The organism is Castellaniella sp. (genome assembly GCF_034675905.1).
Taxonomy (GTDB): domain Bacteria; phylum Pseudomonadota; class Gammaproteobacteria; order Burkholderiales; family Burkholderiaceae_B; genus Castellaniella.
The window spans coordinates 506,681-522,905 of record NZ_JAUCCV010000010.1 but is presented as its reverse complement, the minus strand read 5'-3'; the positions used below and the strand labels follow the sequence as shown (position 1 = coordinate 522,905).

Below are 16,225 nucleotides of genomic sequence, written 5' to 3'. Positions count from 1 at the left end.
GTGCTGAGGCTGCAAGCCCTGTAGAATCAGGATGGAAATCGTGTATTTTAAAGGACGCCCCATCTTTGGGGGTTTCGGGGTTGCGTTCATGTTGCGTCATCGTCTGGCGGCTTTGTTCGAGCCGCGCTCCTTGCTGGTTCTTAGTTCGCGTGATCTGCCCGTCGTCCAGGCGCCGCCGCCCTTGTTGCAGGGCCGCATCGCCGCTGTCAGGGTGGATGAGCGCGGACAGTGGCAGCTGCCTGCGCAGCTGGACTTTCTACAGCCGGGGCAGCGCCTGGATATGGCGTTGCTGTGCCTGGACCCCGCGCGTTTGCCAGCCGCTCTGGGCGAATTGCGGGCGCATCACCCGCGTGCGGTGTTGCTGCTGCCTCACGAAACCCCGTCCGCCGATCCGGCCGAAACCCACACCTATTGCCAGGCCTGGGGGCAGATGAACGACTGCCTGGTGCTGGGGCCCGGCGCGCTGGGCATCCAGCGTCCGCACCTGGGACTGAATCTGGGGCTGGACTCGCATAGCGCGCCGGTCGGGCGGGTAGCGCTGGTTGCTCAGTCGCGCATGGTGGCTGCTGCCGTACTGGACTGGGCCGGTGATATTCAGCTGGGGTTTTCTGCTGTGGTATCCACGGGGGATGCCTCGGGCGTGACGACCGCCGAAGTCCTGGAATACCTGTCCATGGATACGCGCTCGGACAGCATCGTGCTCTATCTCGAAGAGGCCGAGTCTTCGCGGCGCTTTGCCAGCGCGCTGCTGGCGGCTGCCAGCGTCAAGCCGGTCATTGTGCTGAAAGCCGGCCGTCAGGGGCCGGGCAACGATGCGGCGGCCGATGCCGTGTTCGATGCGCTGTTGCGGCGGACGGGGGCGGTGCGCATCCGGTTTTTCGTGCAATTGTTTTCGGCGCTCAAGGTCCTGGTGCATACCAAGCGCCAGCGAGGCCGGCGCATCGCCCTGTTTTCCAATGGCCATGGCGCCGCCCGCCTGGCATTGGACTCGGTCGGCTCGGGCGGTCCGGTCTCGCGCGCCGACCTGGGCACGCAGACCCGGCGCGACCTGGCGGCGCTGCTGGAACCGGGCGCTGCCGTGGACAATCCCGTCGTCAGTCATGCCCCCCTGGAGCCGGACAATCTGCAGCAGGCGCTGTCGCTGCTGGCGGCCGATGGCAATGTGGATGGGGTGCTGGTGCTGATTGCGCCGGATGCCCTGTCGGACATGGATGCTGCAACAGAAGCCCTGGCGCAGTTTTCCGAAGCGGCTGCCAAGCCGATCATTTCCTGCTTTCTGGGCGATGCCTCGATGCGTTCGCAGCGACATCGACTGGATGCCGTGGGCCTGCCGGCCTTCCGCACCCCGGAATCCGCCGCCAATGCCTTCGGCATTCTGGCGTCGTATCACTACAACCAGACGCTGGCCCAGCAGGCCTTGCCGCCCGAGATGCTGAACCGGCCGCCAAGGCTGGACGAGGCCCGCACCCTGCTCAGCGATGCCATCATGTCGGGCCGAGAGGAACTGGATCGTCCGGCTTGCCGCTGGCTGTTGGACTGTTTCCACGTGCCTATTTTGATCGAGGACCAGCAGGCCCCCGAACCGGCCCGCCAGAATGTGCCCATGGCCATCCAGGTGCGCCAGGATGCCCGGTTCGGCCCCTACCTTCAATTCGGTCCGGGCGGGCGGCCCGCTCAGCTGGCGTCGCCGCATCGGGAAATCGAGCTGCCGCCGCTGAACAATTATCTGGCTCGCCAGCTGATCCAGCGTGGAAAATTCTGGTCCCGCGTCCTGGAAAAGGATCTCAGCCCGGCGGTGTTCGAGCAATTGCGTGAATCACTGGAACGCATTTCTGAAATCGTCAGCGCCCTGCCGGGGGTGCGTTCCTTATGTATCGACCCCCTGTGGTGGGACGATACCAGTTTGTTCGCCGGCAGCATTCAGATCAGCCTGGACCCGAATTACGACGGTGAGCGCCCTGAAAACCAGGCCTACCGCCACATGGCGATCCACCCGTATCCGCGACGCATGGTGCGGCCCATGGTCATGGCAGATGGTCAGGAATGGCTGCTGCGGCCCATCCGCCCGGAAGACGCCTCCTTGCTGCAGGAATTCATGCGCGACCTGTCAGACGAGTCGCGCTACATGCGCTTCGTGTCCATGTTGCGCGAATTGACGCCCCGGATGCTGGCCCGTTATACGCGCATCGACTACGACCGGGAAGTGGCGCTGGTCGCCACGGTGCAGGTGCCTAATCCCGAAAACCGCGGCCTGCTGCGCGAGCGGATCGTAGGGTTTGCGCATTACCTGCGCAATGCCGATGGCCAGGGCGCCGAATACGCGCTGGTGATTGCCGACGACTGGCAACGGCGCGGCCTGGGCGGGGAATTGATGCACAGCCTGTTCCAGGTTGCGCGCCAGCAGGGCCTGCGCTACATCGAAGGCCTCGTGCTGGCCACCAATCGCGCCATGATTGCGCTGATGACGTCCCTGGGCCTGCAAAACGACCCCGACCCCGAAGACCCAGGCATGAGAAGGGTATGGATGAATCTGGACACGAAATAGCCCCTGCGGGCTATTTCGTGCCTGATTCATCCGAGCGCCTTGCAAGGCGCGAGGTGGAGGGATGCGTCGCACCAAAGGTGGCCGTGGGGGTTCGTGCCTGATTCATCCGAGCGCCTTGCAAGGCGCGAGGTGGAGGGATGCATCGCACCAAAGGTGGCCGTGGGGGTTCGTGCCTGATTCATCCGAGCGCCTTGCAAGGCGCGAGGTGGAGGGATGCGTCGCACCAAGGATGGGGTCAGGATGTCGTGCCTGATTCATCCGAGCGTACGAACACCTCCGATAGAAATGCCCGGATATCGTCCAGTTCCTGGGGATGCAGTCCGTGAGGCATCGAGTACGTGTGCCACTGCACCGCCTGCCCCAGACCCGTCATTACATCCCGGCTGGTTTCCGCATAGCTCAGGGGCACCACCATGTCCTGAGTGCCGTGCGCCATGAATACCGGGGTGGCGGCGTTGGCAGGGTGGCGTTCTGCCGCCGTGGTGTTGCGCAGCGGCAGGTAGCCCGACAGGCCGATCAGTCCGGCCAGTCTGTGTTCCAGACGCAGACCGGTATATAGCGCCATGGCGCAGCCTTGGGAAAAGCCGGCCAGCACGATCTGTTCGCGCGGGATGCCGCGTTCGGCTTCACGCGTGATCAATTCCGTGATCGCGCGTCGGGTGGCGCGGATGCCGTCGATGTCTTCGCGGGCGTCGCGGTCCAGGCCGTACAGGTCATACCAGGCCCGCATCGGCATGCCTTGATTCAGCGTCACCGGGCGGACCGGCGCGTGGGGAAAGACAAAGCGAATGTCCGGCAGGCCGGGGTGCGCCAGGTCTGGCACGATGGGTTCGAAGTCGTGACCATCGGCCCCCAGTCCGTGCAGCCAGATCACGCTGTGGGTCGGGTTGGGGCCGGTAGCCCGTTCAATCGTTTCCAGCATCGTGTCCACTGGCATGGTCCTCGAAGTCGATTTGTTTCAGGGTCTGGAACAGGGCGCGGTAGTGCTTGCGCACGGGTTCCTGACCGGCGGCGCGCGACAGATTGTCCTTGGCTTCTTTGCGGGCGGCGCGAATCTGCGCCCGCAGCGCCTGGATATCCAGTTGCGGGAAGGATTCCAGCAGCCGGGTCAGCGCCTCGTCGTCATCCAGCAATCGGTCGCGCAGGGATTCCAGGCGGTGCATGGAGCGGGTCTGCTCGCGCGATCCGCTGGCCCATTCCGTCAACTGGCGACGCAGAGCCTGGGCATCGACGCGGCGCAGCAGCTTGCCGACGTAGTGGGTCTGCCGGCGGCGGCCTTCATTGCTGTGGATGCGTTGGGCCAAGGCGATGGCGTCGCGCAGGGAATCGTCCAGCGGTAATTGCGCCAGCCGCGCCGCCGGCAGGTCGATCAGCTCGCGTCCCAGGTCGAGCAGGGCGTGCAGATCGCGCTTGACCTGGGATTTGCTGGGCCGCTGGTCTTGGGCGGCATCCTCGTCCGGCAGGTGTTCGTCCATGGGTTCAGGCATAAAATGATTTGCAATTGGCTATGATAACCGTCTTGACCACGGCAGATTGAGCATGAAAGAACACACTGACGATTTCCTGGATATCCCCGCCCAGCAGGCTCAATTCCGCGAACTGATCACTGATGCCCTGCGCTACGCACGCGATGCTGGCGCATCGGATGCCGCCGCCGAGGTCTCCGAAAGCCGGGGCCTGTCGGTGGCGGTGCGGCAGCGCACGCTGGAAACCATCGAACAGACCCGCGACCGGTCCCTCGCCATCACGGTCTTTGCCGGCCAGCGCCGGGGGTCGGCGTCCACCTCGGACTTCTCGGCGGATGCGCTGCGCAAGACCGTCCAGGCCGCCTGGCATATCGCTCGCCATACGGCGGAAGATCCCGCCGCCGGCCTGCCGGATGCCGACCAGCTGGCGCAGCATTACCCTGATCTGGATCTGCACCACCCCTGGGCGATCGAGGTCGCCGATGCGGCTCGCCTCGCCATCCGGGCCGAGCGCGCCGCCCTGGCCGTCAGCGATCAGATCACCAACACCGAAGGCGCTTCCCTGGACACCATGGAAGGCCATTTCGTCCTGGGCAATTCGCAGGGTTTTCTAGGAGGCTATCCCTATTCCCGCCACAGTCTGTCGGTGGCGCCCATCGCCGGGCGCGGCGATGGCATGCAGCGCGATTTCTGGTACACGTCGGCGCGCCGCGCCCAGGATCTGGCCGATCCCGTCCGCGTTGGCCGCTACGCGGCCGAACGCGCCTTGTCGCGGCTGAATGCCCGTACGGTGAAAACCGGCCATTACCCGGTGCTGTTCGAAGCGCCGTTGGCCGTGGGCCTGCTGGGCGCTCTGGTGCAGGCCACCAGCGGCGGCGCCTTGTATCGCAAGGCCAGTTTTCTGCTGGACAGCCTGGGCAAGCTGGTGCTGGCCGATCATCTGGACGTGATTGAAAACCCCTATGTTCCCGGCGCGCAGGGCAGCTCGCCATTCGATGCCGAGGGCGTGCGCACGCAGGCGCGCCGTGTGGTCGACCAGGGGGTGCTGACAGGCTATTTTCTGTCCACCTACACGGCCCGTAAATTGGGCATGGCCACCACGGGTAATGCCGGCGGCTCGCATAACCTCAGTCTGCGGTCGCACCTGACGCGCCCGGCGGACGATCTGGACGCCATGCTGCGCAAGATGGATACCGGCCTGCTTGTCACGGAACTCATCGGCCAGGGCGTCAATTATGTGACCGGTGATTATTCCCGGGGCGCTTTCGGCTATTGGGTGCAGGGCGGCAAGATCCGTCATCCGGTGCATGAAATCACCATCGCCGGCAATCTGGCGGAGATGTTCCGCCAGATGGTGGCGGTGGGGGCGGATGTCCATGCGCGGGGCGCCAAATCCACCGGCTCCATCCTGATCGAGCGCATGGCCGTCGCCGGTCGATGACGGCTGTGCGCCAGGCGGCAGGGCTACGCGCCGCCGGGCGCACAGTGTAATATCAGGGACACTTCTTCTTACTCGAACACCACGGAGATCACTCATCATGCAGCGTCGTGCATTTCTGAAAAAGGCTGGGCTGGGTGCAGTCGCCGGCACAGCGGCTGTGGCCGCGCCCGCCATCGCGCAGACTACTCCCCAGATCAACTGGAAAATGACGTCCACTTATGGGCCGTCGCTGCCGCCGCTGTTTTCCACGGCGCAGTTGTTTTGCAGCATGGTGAAGGACCTGACCGACGGCAACTTCAACATTCGTCTGTACCCCGCTGGTGAACTGGTTCCGGGTTATGGCGTGATGGATGCGGTGGGCAACCGCACGGTGGAATGCGGCCAGACTGCGTCCTACTACTACTACGGCAAGGATCCTTCCTTCTGTTTCGATACGGCAGTGCCGTTTGGGCTGAACGTGCGCCAGATGAATGCCTGGATGTATGAAGGCGACGGCCTGAAGCTGATGCGCGAACTGTTTGCGCCGCGGGGCATCGTGAACTTCCCCCTGGGCAATACCGGCACCCAGATGGGCGGCTGGTACCGCAAGGAAATCAAGACTGTCGAAGATCTGAAGGGCCTGAAGATGCGTACGGCTGGTTTCGCGGGCGAAGTCCTGTCGCGGATGGGCGTGATTCCGCAGCAGGTGCCGCCGGGGGATATTTATCCGTCTCTGGAAAAGGGGGCGCTGGACGCTGTGGAATTCGTTGGTCCGGTGGACGACGAAAAACTGGGTTTCCAGAAGGTCGCCAAGTACTACTACTATCCGGGCTGGTGGGAAGGCTCCGCCCAGGTGTCGCTGTACGTCAACGACAAGGCCTATGCCGAACTGCCGAAGCACTATCAGGCGGCGATCGACATCGCGTCGCGCGCGGCGGGTTCAAAGATGGTGCAGGATTATGATGCCCATAACCCCGAAGCCCTGCGCCGCCTGATCGCCAATGGCGCCGTGCTCAAGAGCTTCCCACGCGAAGTCATGGATGCATCGTTCGAGGCATCCAGCGTGGTTTATAAAGAGTTCTGCGATAAAGACGCGGGCTTCAAGAAAATCTTCGAGAACTACATGGCCTTCCGTGACAACGTGGTGCCCTGGTTCCGCGTCGCCGAAGGTTCCTACGACAACTATCTGGGCGCCGCGCTGGCGCGTCAGAAAAAATAATCCGCTGTCTGGATCAAAAAACGCCTTTCGGGGCGTTTTTTGTTTTTCAGCGTGGAGTGTTTGCGCAGGTGCTGGCGTGGCGAGGCCTAGTGTGTGCGTGCCCGGTCGACCAGCGCCGGATGCTTCTGAAGGGAGAGCGGGGGGTGTCGGCGGGTGTGTTTGAGGCCGAAGGCCGAGTTCGCCCGCCGCCCGCTCGGACGAAGAAGATCCGGGTAGTCCGACCATCGGGAGGACCGCTGGTTGGGGCACGCACACACTAGGCCTCGCCACGCCTACGCGGACTCTGCTATTTCCTCCATTTGCCTGGGTTATTGATGTGGCTTACAATGGTGGGCTTTTCGTTTTGAATCAAATTTGTACGGGTTCTGGCCGCAGTATGTGGGTCAGCAAATAAAGCCCTGACAATAAAGCGAAAACTTTCATTTATTTTTCATCAGGAACACCATCATGAAGACCTTTGTGGCCAAGCCGCATGAAGTCAAGCGTGACTGGTTTGTGATCGACGCCAAGGGCAAGGTCCTCGGCCGTGTGGCCAGCGAAGTCGCACGCCGTCTGCGTGGCAAGCACAAACCCGAATTCACGCCGCACGTTGATACGGGCGATTACATCGTCGTCGTCAATGCCGCCGATATCGTTGTCACCGGCGCCAAGGCGCAGGACAAACGCTACTACCGTCACTCCACCTATCCGGGCGGGATCACGGAAACCAACTTCCAGAAAATGCAGCAGCGTTTTCCGGGCCGCGCCCTGCAGAAAGCCGTCAAGGGCATGCTGCCCAAGGGGCCGTTGGGTTACGCCATGGCGAAAAAGCTGAAGGTCTATGCCGGTGCCGAGCACCCGCATACCGCGCAGCAGCCGCAAACCCTGGATATTTGAGGATAGGCCATCATGATCGGTAATTGGAATTACGGCACTGGCCGCCGCAAAACTTCGGTGGCTCGGGTGTTTCTGAAAAAAGGCACGGGCAAGATCGTCGTCAACGGCTTGCCGGTTGACGAATACTTTGCGCGTGAAACCGGCCGCATGGTCGTGCGTCAGCCGCTGGCGCTGACCAACCACCTGGAATCGTTCGACTTTCACGTCAACGTGCACGGTGGCGGTGAATCCGGCCAGGCCGGCGCCGTGCGTCATGGCATTACGCGTGCCCTGATCGAATACGACGAGACCCTGAAGTCGCCGCTCAAGCAAGCTGGCTTCGTCACGCGCGATGCCCGTGAAGTCGAACGTAAAAAGGTCGGCTTCCACAAGGCCCGTCGCCGCAAGCAGTTCAGCAAGCGCTGATCGCTGTTTCGGGTGGTTTTCCACCCGGTGCGATGCAAAAACCCCGGCTTGCAGCCGGGGTTTTTTGTTGGCTGTCGCCTGCGTCCCCGGGCAGCACGTTCGTCTGCCTGCTTGTAGAATGGAATGCAGTCGCATGTTTTTTTGCAGGAAGGGATATGAACGCAGCGTCACGCATCAAAGTCGGCATCGTCGGCGGCACCGGGTACACCGGGGTGGAACTATTACGCCTGCTGTCGCAGCACCCCCATGTACAACTGCATGCCATCACGTCACGCAAGGAATCAGGCGTGCCGGTGGCCGATATGTTCCCGAACCTGCGCGGCCACGTCGATCTGTGCTTTCAGACGCCTGAAGACGCCGCGCTGGATCAGTGCGATGTCGTGTTTTTCGCGACGCCTCATGGCGTCGCCATGGAGCAGGCCCCGGGTCTGCTGGAACATGATGTCCGCATCATCGACCTGGCAGCCGATTTCCGTTTGCAGGATATCGACGCGTTCCAGCGTTGGTACAAGCTGCCGCACAGTTGCCCTGCCGTGTTGCGCGATGCCGTTTATGGCTTGCCGGAATTGGATCGCGACCGCATCCGCCAGGCGCGGGTCGTCGGCAATCCTGGGTGTTATCCGACCACGGTGCTGCTGGGCTTGGCGCCTCTCCTGCAGGCGGGGCGTGCGCTGGTCGATGTTGCGCACGTCATTGCCGATTCGAAATCGGGGGTGTCCGGGGCGGGGCGCAAGACCCAGGTCGGCTCCCTGTTTTCCGAAGCGGCGGACAATTTCGCCGCCTACGGGGTGGCGGGCCACCGCCATCATCCCGAAATTTCCGAATGCCTGACCCGCATCGCCGGCGAGCCGGTCGGGCTGACCTTCGTCCCGCATTTGGTACCCATGATCCGGGGCATGTTCTCTACCCTGTATCTGCGCATCCTGCCGGATGCCCTGGATACCGACTTCCAAGCCCTGTATGAACAACGCTATGCCGATGAGCCCTTTGTCGATGTGATGCCAGCCGGCAGCCTGCCTCAGACGCGGTCGGTGCGGGCGTCCAATATGCTGCGTCTTGCCGTCCATCGTCCTGCCGGCGGGGATACTTTGGTCGTGCTGGTGGTGCAGGACAATCTGGTCAAGGGCGCCGCCGGCCAAGCGGTGCAGAACATGAATCTGATGTTCGGTTTTCCTGAAGTCACCGGCCTGCAACAGGTAGCGGTGCTGCCTTGATGGCGGTGTGATCATGACACGTGATACCGGGCAGACAAGCGGATTCCGGCGCTGGTTGATCCGTATCCTGACCATGGGCCTGGCGTTTGCGTTGGTGTTCATTGCCGGGGCGGCTGCCATGCACCTGGGCATGCATAGCGGGGATCGACAACAGATTCAGGATCTGCAGGCTCAGCTTGCGGCGCAGCAGGCGGAACTGGCCCAGGATCGGGCGGCCCAGGCGGCTGCCCGCAGTGATGGCGAGATCCAGGCGGGCACCCAGCGGGTGCTGCAGGAAAAATTGGCCGATCTGCAGCAGCAGTTGGGACATGTCCGGGATCAATTGGCGTTTTACGAGCAACTCATCCCGCCGGGGCCCGCCGGGGCGTTGACCGTCAGAGCGTTTGATATCCAGGCGGATGGCGAGTTCTTGCGCTATCGGGTGCTGCTGACCCGCAATGCCGTCCCGAATGCCGAATCCTTCAAAGGCCGTATGCGTTTTGTGGTGCAGGGCCGCTCTCAGGGTAAAACCGTTAAAATGGATCTGAATCCGCCGCTGGCTCCGGACCAAGCAGCCGGCGCCGCTAGCGACGCGGCCGATCCGCTGGCGCTGGTCTTCGACCAGTTTCAGCGCAGCACCGGCGTGCTGCAGGTTCCCGCCGGCTTGCAAGTTCAATCGGTGCGTCTGGAAATTCTGGAAGGCGATACGATTCGCGCCACCCAGGATGCCGCTTTGAATGGCACGGCCCCTACTGTGCAGGAGTAATCATCATGAGCACTATCGAATACGCAGAACTGGACGTCCCGCCCAGCCCTCTGATCTTTACCGATGCGGCTGCCGCCAAGGTCCGTGAACTGCTGACCGAAGAAGGCAACGAGGCCTTGAAGCTGCGGGTATTCGTACAGGGCGGCGGGTGTTCCGGCTTTCAGTACGGCTTCACCTTCGACGAGGATGTGGCCGACGACGACACCACGATCGAACGCGATGGCGTTCAGCTGTTGGTCGATGCCATGAGCTTCCAGTATCTGATCGGTTCCGAAATCGACTACAAGGATGACCTGGAAGGCTCCCAGTTCGTGATCCGCAATCCCAATGCCAACACGACCTGCGGTTGCGGGTCGTCGTTCGCACCCTGATCACGCGGGATACAGGCACCCGGCAATCGTCGCGTGGCGTGCGCCGGTGACGGCGGGCAGGCAGGCGGGTTGGCCCAGCACATGAGCTTGCGCCAGCCAGGCAAAGGCCAGCGCTTCGACACATTGAACCGGGACGCCGAATTCTGCTGTCGTGGTCAGGCGGCATGGCAAAGCCTGGGCCAGCGTATGCATGAAGACCGGATTCAATGCGCCACCGCCGCAGGCCAGAATTTCGCGGGTGTCGGGCGCGTGCCGGTGCAGCGCCTGAGCAATAGTCGCCACAGAAAACTGCAATAGCGTCGCCTGGACGTCGGCAGGCGCCGGCCGGGTCGGCAGAGCATCCAGGCGCACTCGCAGCCAATCGGGATTGAACAGGTCGCGCCCTGTGGATTTAGGCGGCGGCAGCGCCAGCCAGGGTTCCGACATCAGCGCATCCAGCAGTGCGGCGTCGCACCGGCCCTGTGCCGCCCAGGCGCCATCGTGGTCGTACGCCACGCCCCGGTGCTGTTGCACCCAGGCATCCATCAGCATGTTCGCAGGGCCGGTGTCAAAGCCCCGAATCGGGCTGTCCAGCAGGGTCAGATTGGCGATGCCGCCCAGATTCAGCACCACACGGCCGGCATCCGCACCAAATCGCGCAGCATGAAACGCCGGGACGAGCGGGGCGCCCTGGCCGCCAGCCGCCACATCGCGGCTGCGGAAATCGGCGACCACGGCGATGCCGGTGCGCTCGGCCAGGCGTGCGGGGGCGTTGATCTGCAGGGTATAGCCGGCTTCAGGGACGTGGCGCACGGTCTGCCCGTGGGCGCCGATGGCATGGATGTTTGCCGCGGTCAGGCCGGATTGGGTCAGCAGGGATGAGACAACATCTGCATAGCAGTCGGCCAGGGTATTGGCCGCCAGGGCCGTCCTGGCCAGCTCGTTGGGGCCTGGGGTGTTCAGGGCCAGCAGTTCTTTGCGTAATTCGGCGGGCAGCGGCTGGCTGGCGTAGGCCTGCACGGTGATGCTGTCGGACAGCTGCGCCAGCACCCCGTCCACGCCGTCCGTGCTGGTGCCGGACATCAGACCGATAAAGTAATTGACTGTGCATGGCGCCGGATCTTGACAGAAAAATGCGGCGAACGCGCCCTGCGTGTCGCCGGCGCCTTAACGTTCGGCGAGCTGGATCCGGCTGTCTTGCAGGCGCGCCAGCATGTTCATTTGCGGTTGATAGCGGGCCACCAGGGTCTGGAATGCCTTTTGATCGGCATTGTCCAGGGGGCGCGCCACGGGCAGGTCGACGGCCAGGGGGTCCACGGGCTGATTGTTGATGCGGAATTCGTAGTGCAGATGGGGGCCGGTGGCCCAGCCTGTCTGGCCGACGTATCCGATCAGCTGGCCTTGTTGAATGCGGTCGCCTTTTTTCAGGCCCTTGGCAAAGCGGCTTTGATGGGCATACAGCGTGGAATATTTACCGAAATTCTTCAGGATGATCACGTTGCCGTAGCCGTTTTGGCGACCGATGAATTCCACCGTGCCATCCGCCGTCGCGTGGATCGGGGTGCCGGATTGAGCTGCGTAATCGACGCCCTTGTGGCCAGTCCATTTTTTATGGATCGGGTGCATGCGCATGCCGAAGCGCGAACTGATCCGCGTGAATTTGATGGCGGTGCGTAAAAAGGCGCCCTTCAGGCTGGCGCCCGAAAAGTCATAATAGCCGCCCTGGCCCTGGGTGTTCTGGAACCAGACGGCGCTATAGGTTTTGTCCTTGTTGATGAATTCCAGGGCGCGGATGCGACCGGCGCCGACTTCTTCACCATCGTGCATGTAGGCGTCGTAGACGATGCGAAAGCGGTCGCCTTTGCGCAGATCTTTCAGGAAGTCGATGCGGCTGCCCAGGATATCCACCATTTCCATGGTGATGGCATCGGGCACCTGGGCCTGATCGGCTGCGCCAAAGAGCGAGCTGGTGATTTCGCCTTCGGCCACCCGCGTTTCCTGGGCGGCGGCGACGGTGCGCTCCTGCGCCGTAAATTTACCCTGCGCATCGGGACGGATTTCCAGCCAGGCGGATTCGACGCCGGATTTGACGCTGCTGCCCGGGGTGTGGGCGTAGCGCAGCCAGACCAGATTGCCTTGTGCGTCCAACGCGGCTTGGACCGTGCGGCCAGGGTAGAGCTTGTAGATCGAGCGCGCGTCTTTTTCGTGAGTCAGAAACGTCAGCAGACCGTCTTCGTTGACGCCCAGGCGGTGCAGCAAATCGGATACCGTGTCGCCGCGGCGGATACGGGTCGACGCGACATAGGGCGCCGGAGTCTGCTGGCTGCTGCCCATGGGAGGCAGATCCAGCGTCTGGCGGGCCTGAAAGATCGGTTCGGGTGGTGCGGCGGGTTTGACGACAGCCAATGCGGCGGCGGTCAGAAACAGGCCCCCGGCGGCAAAGAGCAGACTGCGAGTGATGTGTCGGTGGCGTTGCGTCTGGGGGGCGTCAGGCATCATGGGCGTAGGGAATTCGGTCGGTTCGGGCTATGCCGGGCCTGGGTGTCTGATTCAGCAGGCGCGACGCATCAAGAGATGCGCGACAGCGGGCCTGCCCAATGGGTCACCTGTGGCGGGGGCTCTGCTAATATGAGGCTCCGCCGTTTGCTCGGGCGTCGAATGTGTTGTACAGAAGCTGCGATGGCACGTTATGCTAGCGCATTAATCTCGATTTTTCGAGCATTTTTTTAATTTTTCTGATAGATCCCTTATCATGCCGTCCCCTTCCACCCCTGACGACCCCCAGATTGCACACGATCTGCGCGTGGCTCAGCGGGGCTGCGATGAACTGCTCGTCGCCTCTGAATTTGCCGCCAAACTGGCCCGCAGCCGCAAGACCGGCACGCCTTTGCGCATCAAATTGGGTCTGGATCCGACTGCGCCCGACATCCATCTGGGCCATACCGTCGTTCTGAACAAAATGCGCCAGCTGCAGGACCTGGGGCATACGGTGATTTTCCTGATCGGCGACTTCACGGCGCAGATCGGCGACCCCAGCGGGCGCAACGCCACGCGTCCGCCGTTGACGCCTGAACAGATCCACGAAAACGCCAAAACCTATTACGCTCAGGCCAGTCTGGTATTGGACCCGGATCGCACCGAAATCCGCTACAACTCCGAATGGTGCGACCCCCTGGGCTCGCGCGGCTTGATTCAGCTGGCTTCCCGCTACACCGTGGCCCGCATGATGGAACGCGACGACTTCACCCGGCGGTTCCGGGGCGGGGTGCCGATCTCGGTACATGAGTTCCTGTATCCCCTGCTGCAGGGCTACGATTCCGTCGCGCTGAAGGCCGATCTCGAATTAGGCGGCACCGACCAGAAATTCAATCTGCTGGTCGGTCGTGAACTGCAAAAGGAATATGGTCAGGAACCCCAGTGCGTGCTGACCATGCCGCTGCTGGAAGGCACCGATGGCGTCGAAAAAATGTCCAAATCCAAGGGCAACTATATCGGCATCACGGAATCCCCCGATTCCATGTTCGGCAAACTGATGTCGATTTCCGACACCCTGATGTGGCGCTATTTCGAACTGCTGTCCTTCCGCTCGATGGATGACATCGCCGCCTTGCAGGCGGATATCACGGGCGGGCGCAATCCCCGCGACGCCAAGGTCATGCTGGCGCAGGAAGTTGTCGATCGTTTTCATGGCGCGGGCAATGGCGCTCGGGCTTTGGATCATTTCAATGCGCAGTTCCGCGATGGCGCCATTCCCGACAATGTGCCGGAAGTCACGGCCGGGGCGGCGCCGATGGGCATTCTGAAAGTGCTGCGGGAATCCGGTTTGGCGGCTTCCGCATCCGAAGCTCAACGCAATATCGAACAAGGCGGCGTGCGCATCGACGGCGCTCGCATCGAAGACAAATCGCTGCAATTGCAGGCCGGCACGTACATCATGCAGGTCGGCAAACGCAAATTCGCCCGGGTCACGCTGACCTAGGCCTGTTTCCCGGAGGGGCCCATGAAACTGCATAGCGAATCTTTCCCGGATCAAGGGGTCATTCCTGAACGCAATGCCTTCGCGCGCGTCGATCCGCAAAGTCATGTGGCCCTGGCGGGCAATAACAACCCGCACCTGGCCTGGTCGGGCGTGCCCGAAGGGGTGCGCTCCTTTGCCGTGCTGTGTGTCGATGCCGATGCGCCCAGCCAGCCCGATGATGTCAATCAGGTCGGGCGCGAAGTCCCCTCGGATCTGCCGCGCGCCGATTTCTACCATTGGGTGTTGGTAGATGTCGCCGCCGACGTCTGCAGCCTGGCCGAGGGCAGTTACGCCAGCGGCATCACGCCGCGTGGCAAGGCCGGCCCGCTGGCGCTGGACGGCACCCGCCAGGGCCTGAACGACTACACCGGATGGTTTGCTGCGGATCGCGACATGAATGGCGATTATTTCGGCTACGACGGTCCCTGCCCGCCCTGGAACGACGCACGTATTCACCGCTATGCCTTCACCGTGTACGCGCTGGATGTCGCCGAACTGGACCTCTCCGGGCGCTTTACCGGACCGCAGGCGCTGGCAGCCATGCAGGATCATGTGCTGGACAAGGCTTCGATCACCGGCACCTATACCTTGAATCCGCGTCTGCACGCCTTGTGATCGGGTGGCTTCGCGCTAGAATGGTTTGCTTTGCCGCCCAGGCGGCGTCTCGATTTCCCTACCCTCGTCTTCAGGATCATTCATGTTTGACCGCACCCGTACCCTTGATAAGGCTGATCCCGCCATCTGGGCAGCCATTCAGCAGGAAAATGTCCGCCAGGAACAGCACATCGAACTCATCGCGTCCGAAAACTACGCCAGCCCGGCCGTCATGCAGGCCCAGGGCACGCAGCTGACGAACAAATACGCAGAAGGCTATCCGGGCAAGCGCTACTACGGCGGCTGCGAGCATGTCGACGTCGTCGAACAGCTGGCGATCGACCGGGTCAAGAAAATCTTCGGCGCCGAAGCGGCCAACGTGCAGCCCAATTCGGGCTCGCAGGCCAACCAGGGCGTCTACATGGCGGTCCTGAAGCCGGGTGATCGGGTCCTGGGCATGAGCCTGGCCGAAGGCGGTCACCTGACGCATGGTTCTCCTGTCAATGCCTCGGGCAAGCTGTACGATTTCCATTCCTACGGCCTGGATGCCAACGAAGTCCTGGACTACGACAAACTTGAAGAACTGGCCCGTACGATCAAGCCCAAGCTGATCGTGGGCGGGGCTTCGGCTTATTCCCTGCGTATCGATTTCGAACGCATGGCCCGGATCGCGCACGATAACGGCGCCTTGTTCATGGTGGATATCGCTCACTATGCCGGCCTGGTCGCGGGGGGCGAATACCCCAACCCGGTGCCGCATGCCGATTTCGTCACCACCACCACGCATAAATCCCTGCGCGGGCCGCGCGGCGGCGTGATCCTGATGAAATCCGAATACGAAAAAATCATCAACTCCGCGATTTTCCCGGGTATCCAGGGCGGTCCGCTGATGCACGTCATCGCCGCCAAGGCGGTTGCCTTCGGTGAAGCGCTGCAGCCTGAATTCAAGGCCTATGCCGCTCAGGTGGCGGTCAATGCACGCGTGCTGGCCGATACGCTGGTCAAACGCGGGTTGCGTATCGTGTCGGGCCGCACCGAAAGCCACGTGATGCTGGTCGATCTGCGGGCCAAGGGCATTACCGGCAAGGCGGCCGAAGCCGTGCTGGGTGACGCCCACATCACGGTCAACAAGAACGCGATTCCCAACGATCCGGAAAAACCGTTCGTCACCAGCGGCATCCGTCTGGGCACGCCGGCTATGACCACGCGCGGCTTCAAAGAAGCCGAGGCCGAACTCACCGGCAATCTGATTGCCGATGTGCTCGACAATCCCAACGATGCCGGTAACGTCGCCCGGGTGCGGGATCAGGTCAACGCCCTGACGGCGCGTCTGCCCGTTTATCGCTAATCCAGGGGCGGGCGCCACGCGGCGC

15 protein-coding genes are annotated in these 16,225 nt (G+C 62.5%); 11 read left to right on the top strand and 4 right to left on the bottom strand.

The window, feature by feature from the left end; all coding sequences use genetic code 11:
• Window positions 1–88 precede the first annotated feature (88 nt).
• Window positions 89–2,545 carry a GNAT family N-acetyltransferase gene (locus VDP79_RS12620; RefSeq protein WP_323018532.1) on the top strand — a complete coding sequence of 819 codons (2,457 nt, stop codon included), beginning with the start codon at window positions 89–91 and terminating at the stop codon, window positions 2,543–2,545.
• Window positions 2,546–2,780: 235 nt separating this feature from the next.
• Here VDP79_RS12620 and VDP79_RS12615 read toward each other — a convergent pair whose 3' ends face one another.
• Complete coding sequence (locus VDP79_RS12615) at window positions 2,781–3,467, bottom strand: alpha/beta hydrolase (RefSeq protein WP_416233113.1); 687 nt, start codon at window positions 3,465–3,467, stop codon at window positions 2,781–2,783.
• Complete coding sequence (gene yjgA, locus VDP79_RS12610) at window positions 3,451–4,032, bottom strand: ribosome biogenesis factor YjgA (RefSeq protein WP_323018530.1); 582 nt, start codon at window positions 4,030–4,032, stop codon at window positions 3,451–3,453. The genes VDP79_RS12615 and yjgA overlap by 17 nt, the downstream gene beginning before the upstream one ends.
• A gap of 52 nt (window positions 4,033–4,084) precedes the next feature.
• Here yjgA and pmbA point away from each other — a divergent pair, with 52 nt between their 5' ends.
• The 7 genes from pmbA (at window position 4,085) to erpA (ending at window position 10,261) form a co-directional block, all read left to right on the top strand.
• Window positions 4,085–5,452, top strand: coding sequence for a metalloprotease PmbA (gene pmbA / locus VDP79_RS12605; protein ID WP_323018529.1), 1,368 nt, complete (start codon window positions 4,085–4,087; stop codon window positions 5,450–5,452).
• A gap of 97 nt (window positions 5,453–5,549) precedes the next feature.
• Window positions 5,550–6,650: a TRAP transporter substrate-binding protein gene (locus VDP79_RS12600; protein ID WP_323018528.1), complete on the top strand. Its 1,101-nt coding sequence runs from the start codon at window positions 5,550–5,552 to the stop codon at window positions 6,648–6,650.
• A 447-nt stretch (window positions 6,651–7,097) separates the two neighbouring features.
• Window positions 7,098–7,526, top strand: a complete 429-nt coding sequence (rplM, locus tag VDP79_RS12595; RefSeq protein ID WP_298014404.1) for a 50S ribosomal protein L13 — start codon at window positions 7,098–7,100, stop codon at window positions 7,524–7,526.
• A gap of 12 nt (window positions 7,527–7,538) precedes the next feature.
• Window positions 7,539–7,931, top strand: coding sequence for a 30S ribosomal protein S9 (gene rpsI / locus VDP79_RS12590; protein WP_323018527.1), 393 nt, complete (start codon window positions 7,539–7,541; stop codon window positions 7,929–7,931).
• A gap of 155 nt (window positions 7,932–8,086) precedes the next feature.
• On the top strand, window positions 8,087–9,145 hold the full coding sequence (argC, locus tag VDP79_RS12585; RefSeq protein ID WP_323018526.1) for an N-acetyl-gamma-glutamyl-phosphate reductase: 1,059 nt from the start codon (window positions 8,087–8,089) through the stop codon (window positions 9,143–9,145).
• Between the two features lie 13 nt (window positions 9,146–9,158).
• On the top strand, window positions 9,159–9,890 hold the full coding sequence (locus VDP79_RS12580) for a DUF6776 family protein (RefSeq protein WP_323018525.1): 732 nt from the start codon (window positions 9,159–9,161) through the stop codon (window positions 9,888–9,890).
• 5 nt (window positions 9,891–9,895) lie between these two features.
• Window positions 9,896–10,261, top strand: a complete 366-nt coding sequence (gene erpA / locus VDP79_RS12575; protein ID WP_323018524.1) for an iron-sulfur cluster insertion protein ErpA — start codon at window positions 9,896–9,898, stop codon at window positions 10,259–10,261.
• On the opposite strand, the gene VDP79_RS12570 is transcribed toward erpA, so the two are convergent.
• Both VDP79_RS12570 and VDP79_RS12565 read right to left on the bottom strand, forming a co-directional pair.
• Window positions 10,262–11,332, bottom strand: coding sequence for an anhydro-N-acetylmuramic acid kinase (locus tag VDP79_RS12570; RefSeq protein WP_323018954.1), 1,071 nt, complete (start codon window positions 11,330–11,332; stop codon window positions 10,262–10,264).
• 75 nt (window positions 11,333–11,407) lie between these two features.
• Complete coding sequence (locus VDP79_RS12565) at window positions 11,408–12,739, bottom strand: peptidoglycan DD-metalloendopeptidase family protein (protein WP_416233112.1); 1,332 nt, start codon at window positions 12,737–12,739, stop codon at window positions 11,408–11,410.
• 253 nt (window positions 12,740–12,992) lie between these two features.
• Here VDP79_RS12565 and tyrS point away from each other — a divergent pair, with 253 nt between their 5' ends.
• The 3 genes from tyrS (at window position 12,993) to glyA (ending at window position 16,200) form a co-directional block, all read left to right on the top strand.
• The gene (tyrS, locus tag VDP79_RS12560) at window positions 12,993–14,219 is read left to right on the top strand and encodes a tyrosine--tRNA ligase (RefSeq protein ID WP_323018523.1); all 1,227 of its coding nucleotides are present in this window, start codon (window positions 12,993–12,995) and stop codon (window positions 14,217–14,219) included.
• Window positions 14,220–14,240: 21 nt separating this feature from the next.
• Entirely contained in the window at window positions 14,241–14,873 is a 633-nt protein-coding gene (locus VDP79_RS12555) for a YbhB/YbcL family Raf kinase inhibitor-like protein (protein ID WP_323018522.1), read from the top strand.
• Window positions 14,874–14,955: 82 nt separating this feature from the next.
• Window positions 14,956–16,200 carry a serine hydroxymethyltransferase gene (gene glyA / locus VDP79_RS12550; RefSeq protein ID WP_323018521.1) on the top strand — a complete coding sequence of 415 codons (1,245 nt, stop codon included), beginning with the start codon at window positions 14,956–14,958 and terminating at the stop codon, window positions 16,198–16,200.
• Window positions 16,201–16,225 lie beyond the last annotated feature (25 nt).

Bases quoted from the DNA above. Each gene is read 5' to 3' on its own strand.
- argC (WP_323018526.1), top strand. From the start codon at position 8,087: ATGAACGCAGCGTCACGCATCAAAGTCGGCATCGTCGGCGGCACCGGG.
- VDP79_RS12565 (WP_416233112.1), bottom strand. From the start codon at position 12,739: ATGATGCCTGACGCCCCCCAGACGCAACGCCACCGACACATCACTCGC.
- VDP79_RS12615 (WP_416233113.1), bottom strand. From the start codon at position 3,467: ATGCTGGAAACGATTGAACGGGCTACCGGCCCCAACCCGACCCACAGC.
- rpsI (WP_323018527.1), top strand. From the start codon at position 7,539: ATGATCGGTAATTGGAATTACGGCACTGGCCGCCGCAAAACTTCGGTG.
- pmbA (WP_323018529.1), top strand. From the start codon at position 4,085: ATGAAAGAACACACTGACGATTTCCTGGATATCCCCGCCCAGCAGGCT.
- VDP79_RS12620 (WP_323018532.1), top strand. From the start codon at position 89: ATGTTGCGTCATCGTCTGGCGGCTTTGTTCGAGCCGCGCTCCTTGCTG.
- yjgA (WP_323018530.1), bottom strand. From the start codon at position 4,032: ATGCCTGAACCCATGGACGAACACCTGCCGGACGAGGATGCCGCCCAA.
- erpA (WP_323018524.1), top strand. From the start codon at position 9,896: ATGAGCACTATCGAATACGCAGAACTGGACGTCCCGCCCAGCCCTCTG.
- VDP79_RS12580 (WP_323018525.1), top strand. From the start codon at position 9,159: ATGACACGTGATACCGGGCAGACAAGCGGATTCCGGCGCTGGTTGATC.
- VDP79_RS12600 (WP_323018528.1), top strand. From the start codon at position 5,550: ATGCAGCGTCGTGCATTTCTGAAAAAGGCTGGGCTGGGTGCAGTCGCC.
- VDP79_RS12555 (WP_323018522.1), top strand. From the start codon at position 14,241: ATGAAACTGCATAGCGAATCTTTCCCGGATCAAGGGGTCATTCCTGAA.
- tyrS (WP_323018523.1), top strand. From the start codon at position 12,993: ATGCCGTCCCCTTCCACCCCTGACGACCCCCAGATTGCACACGATCTG.
- glyA (WP_323018521.1), top strand. From the start codon at position 14,956: ATGTTTGACCGCACCCGTACCCTTGATAAGGCTGATCCCGCCATCTGG.
- rplM (WP_298014404.1), top strand. From the start codon at position 7,098: ATGAAGACCTTTGTGGCCAAGCCGCATGAAGTCAAGCGTGACTGGTTT.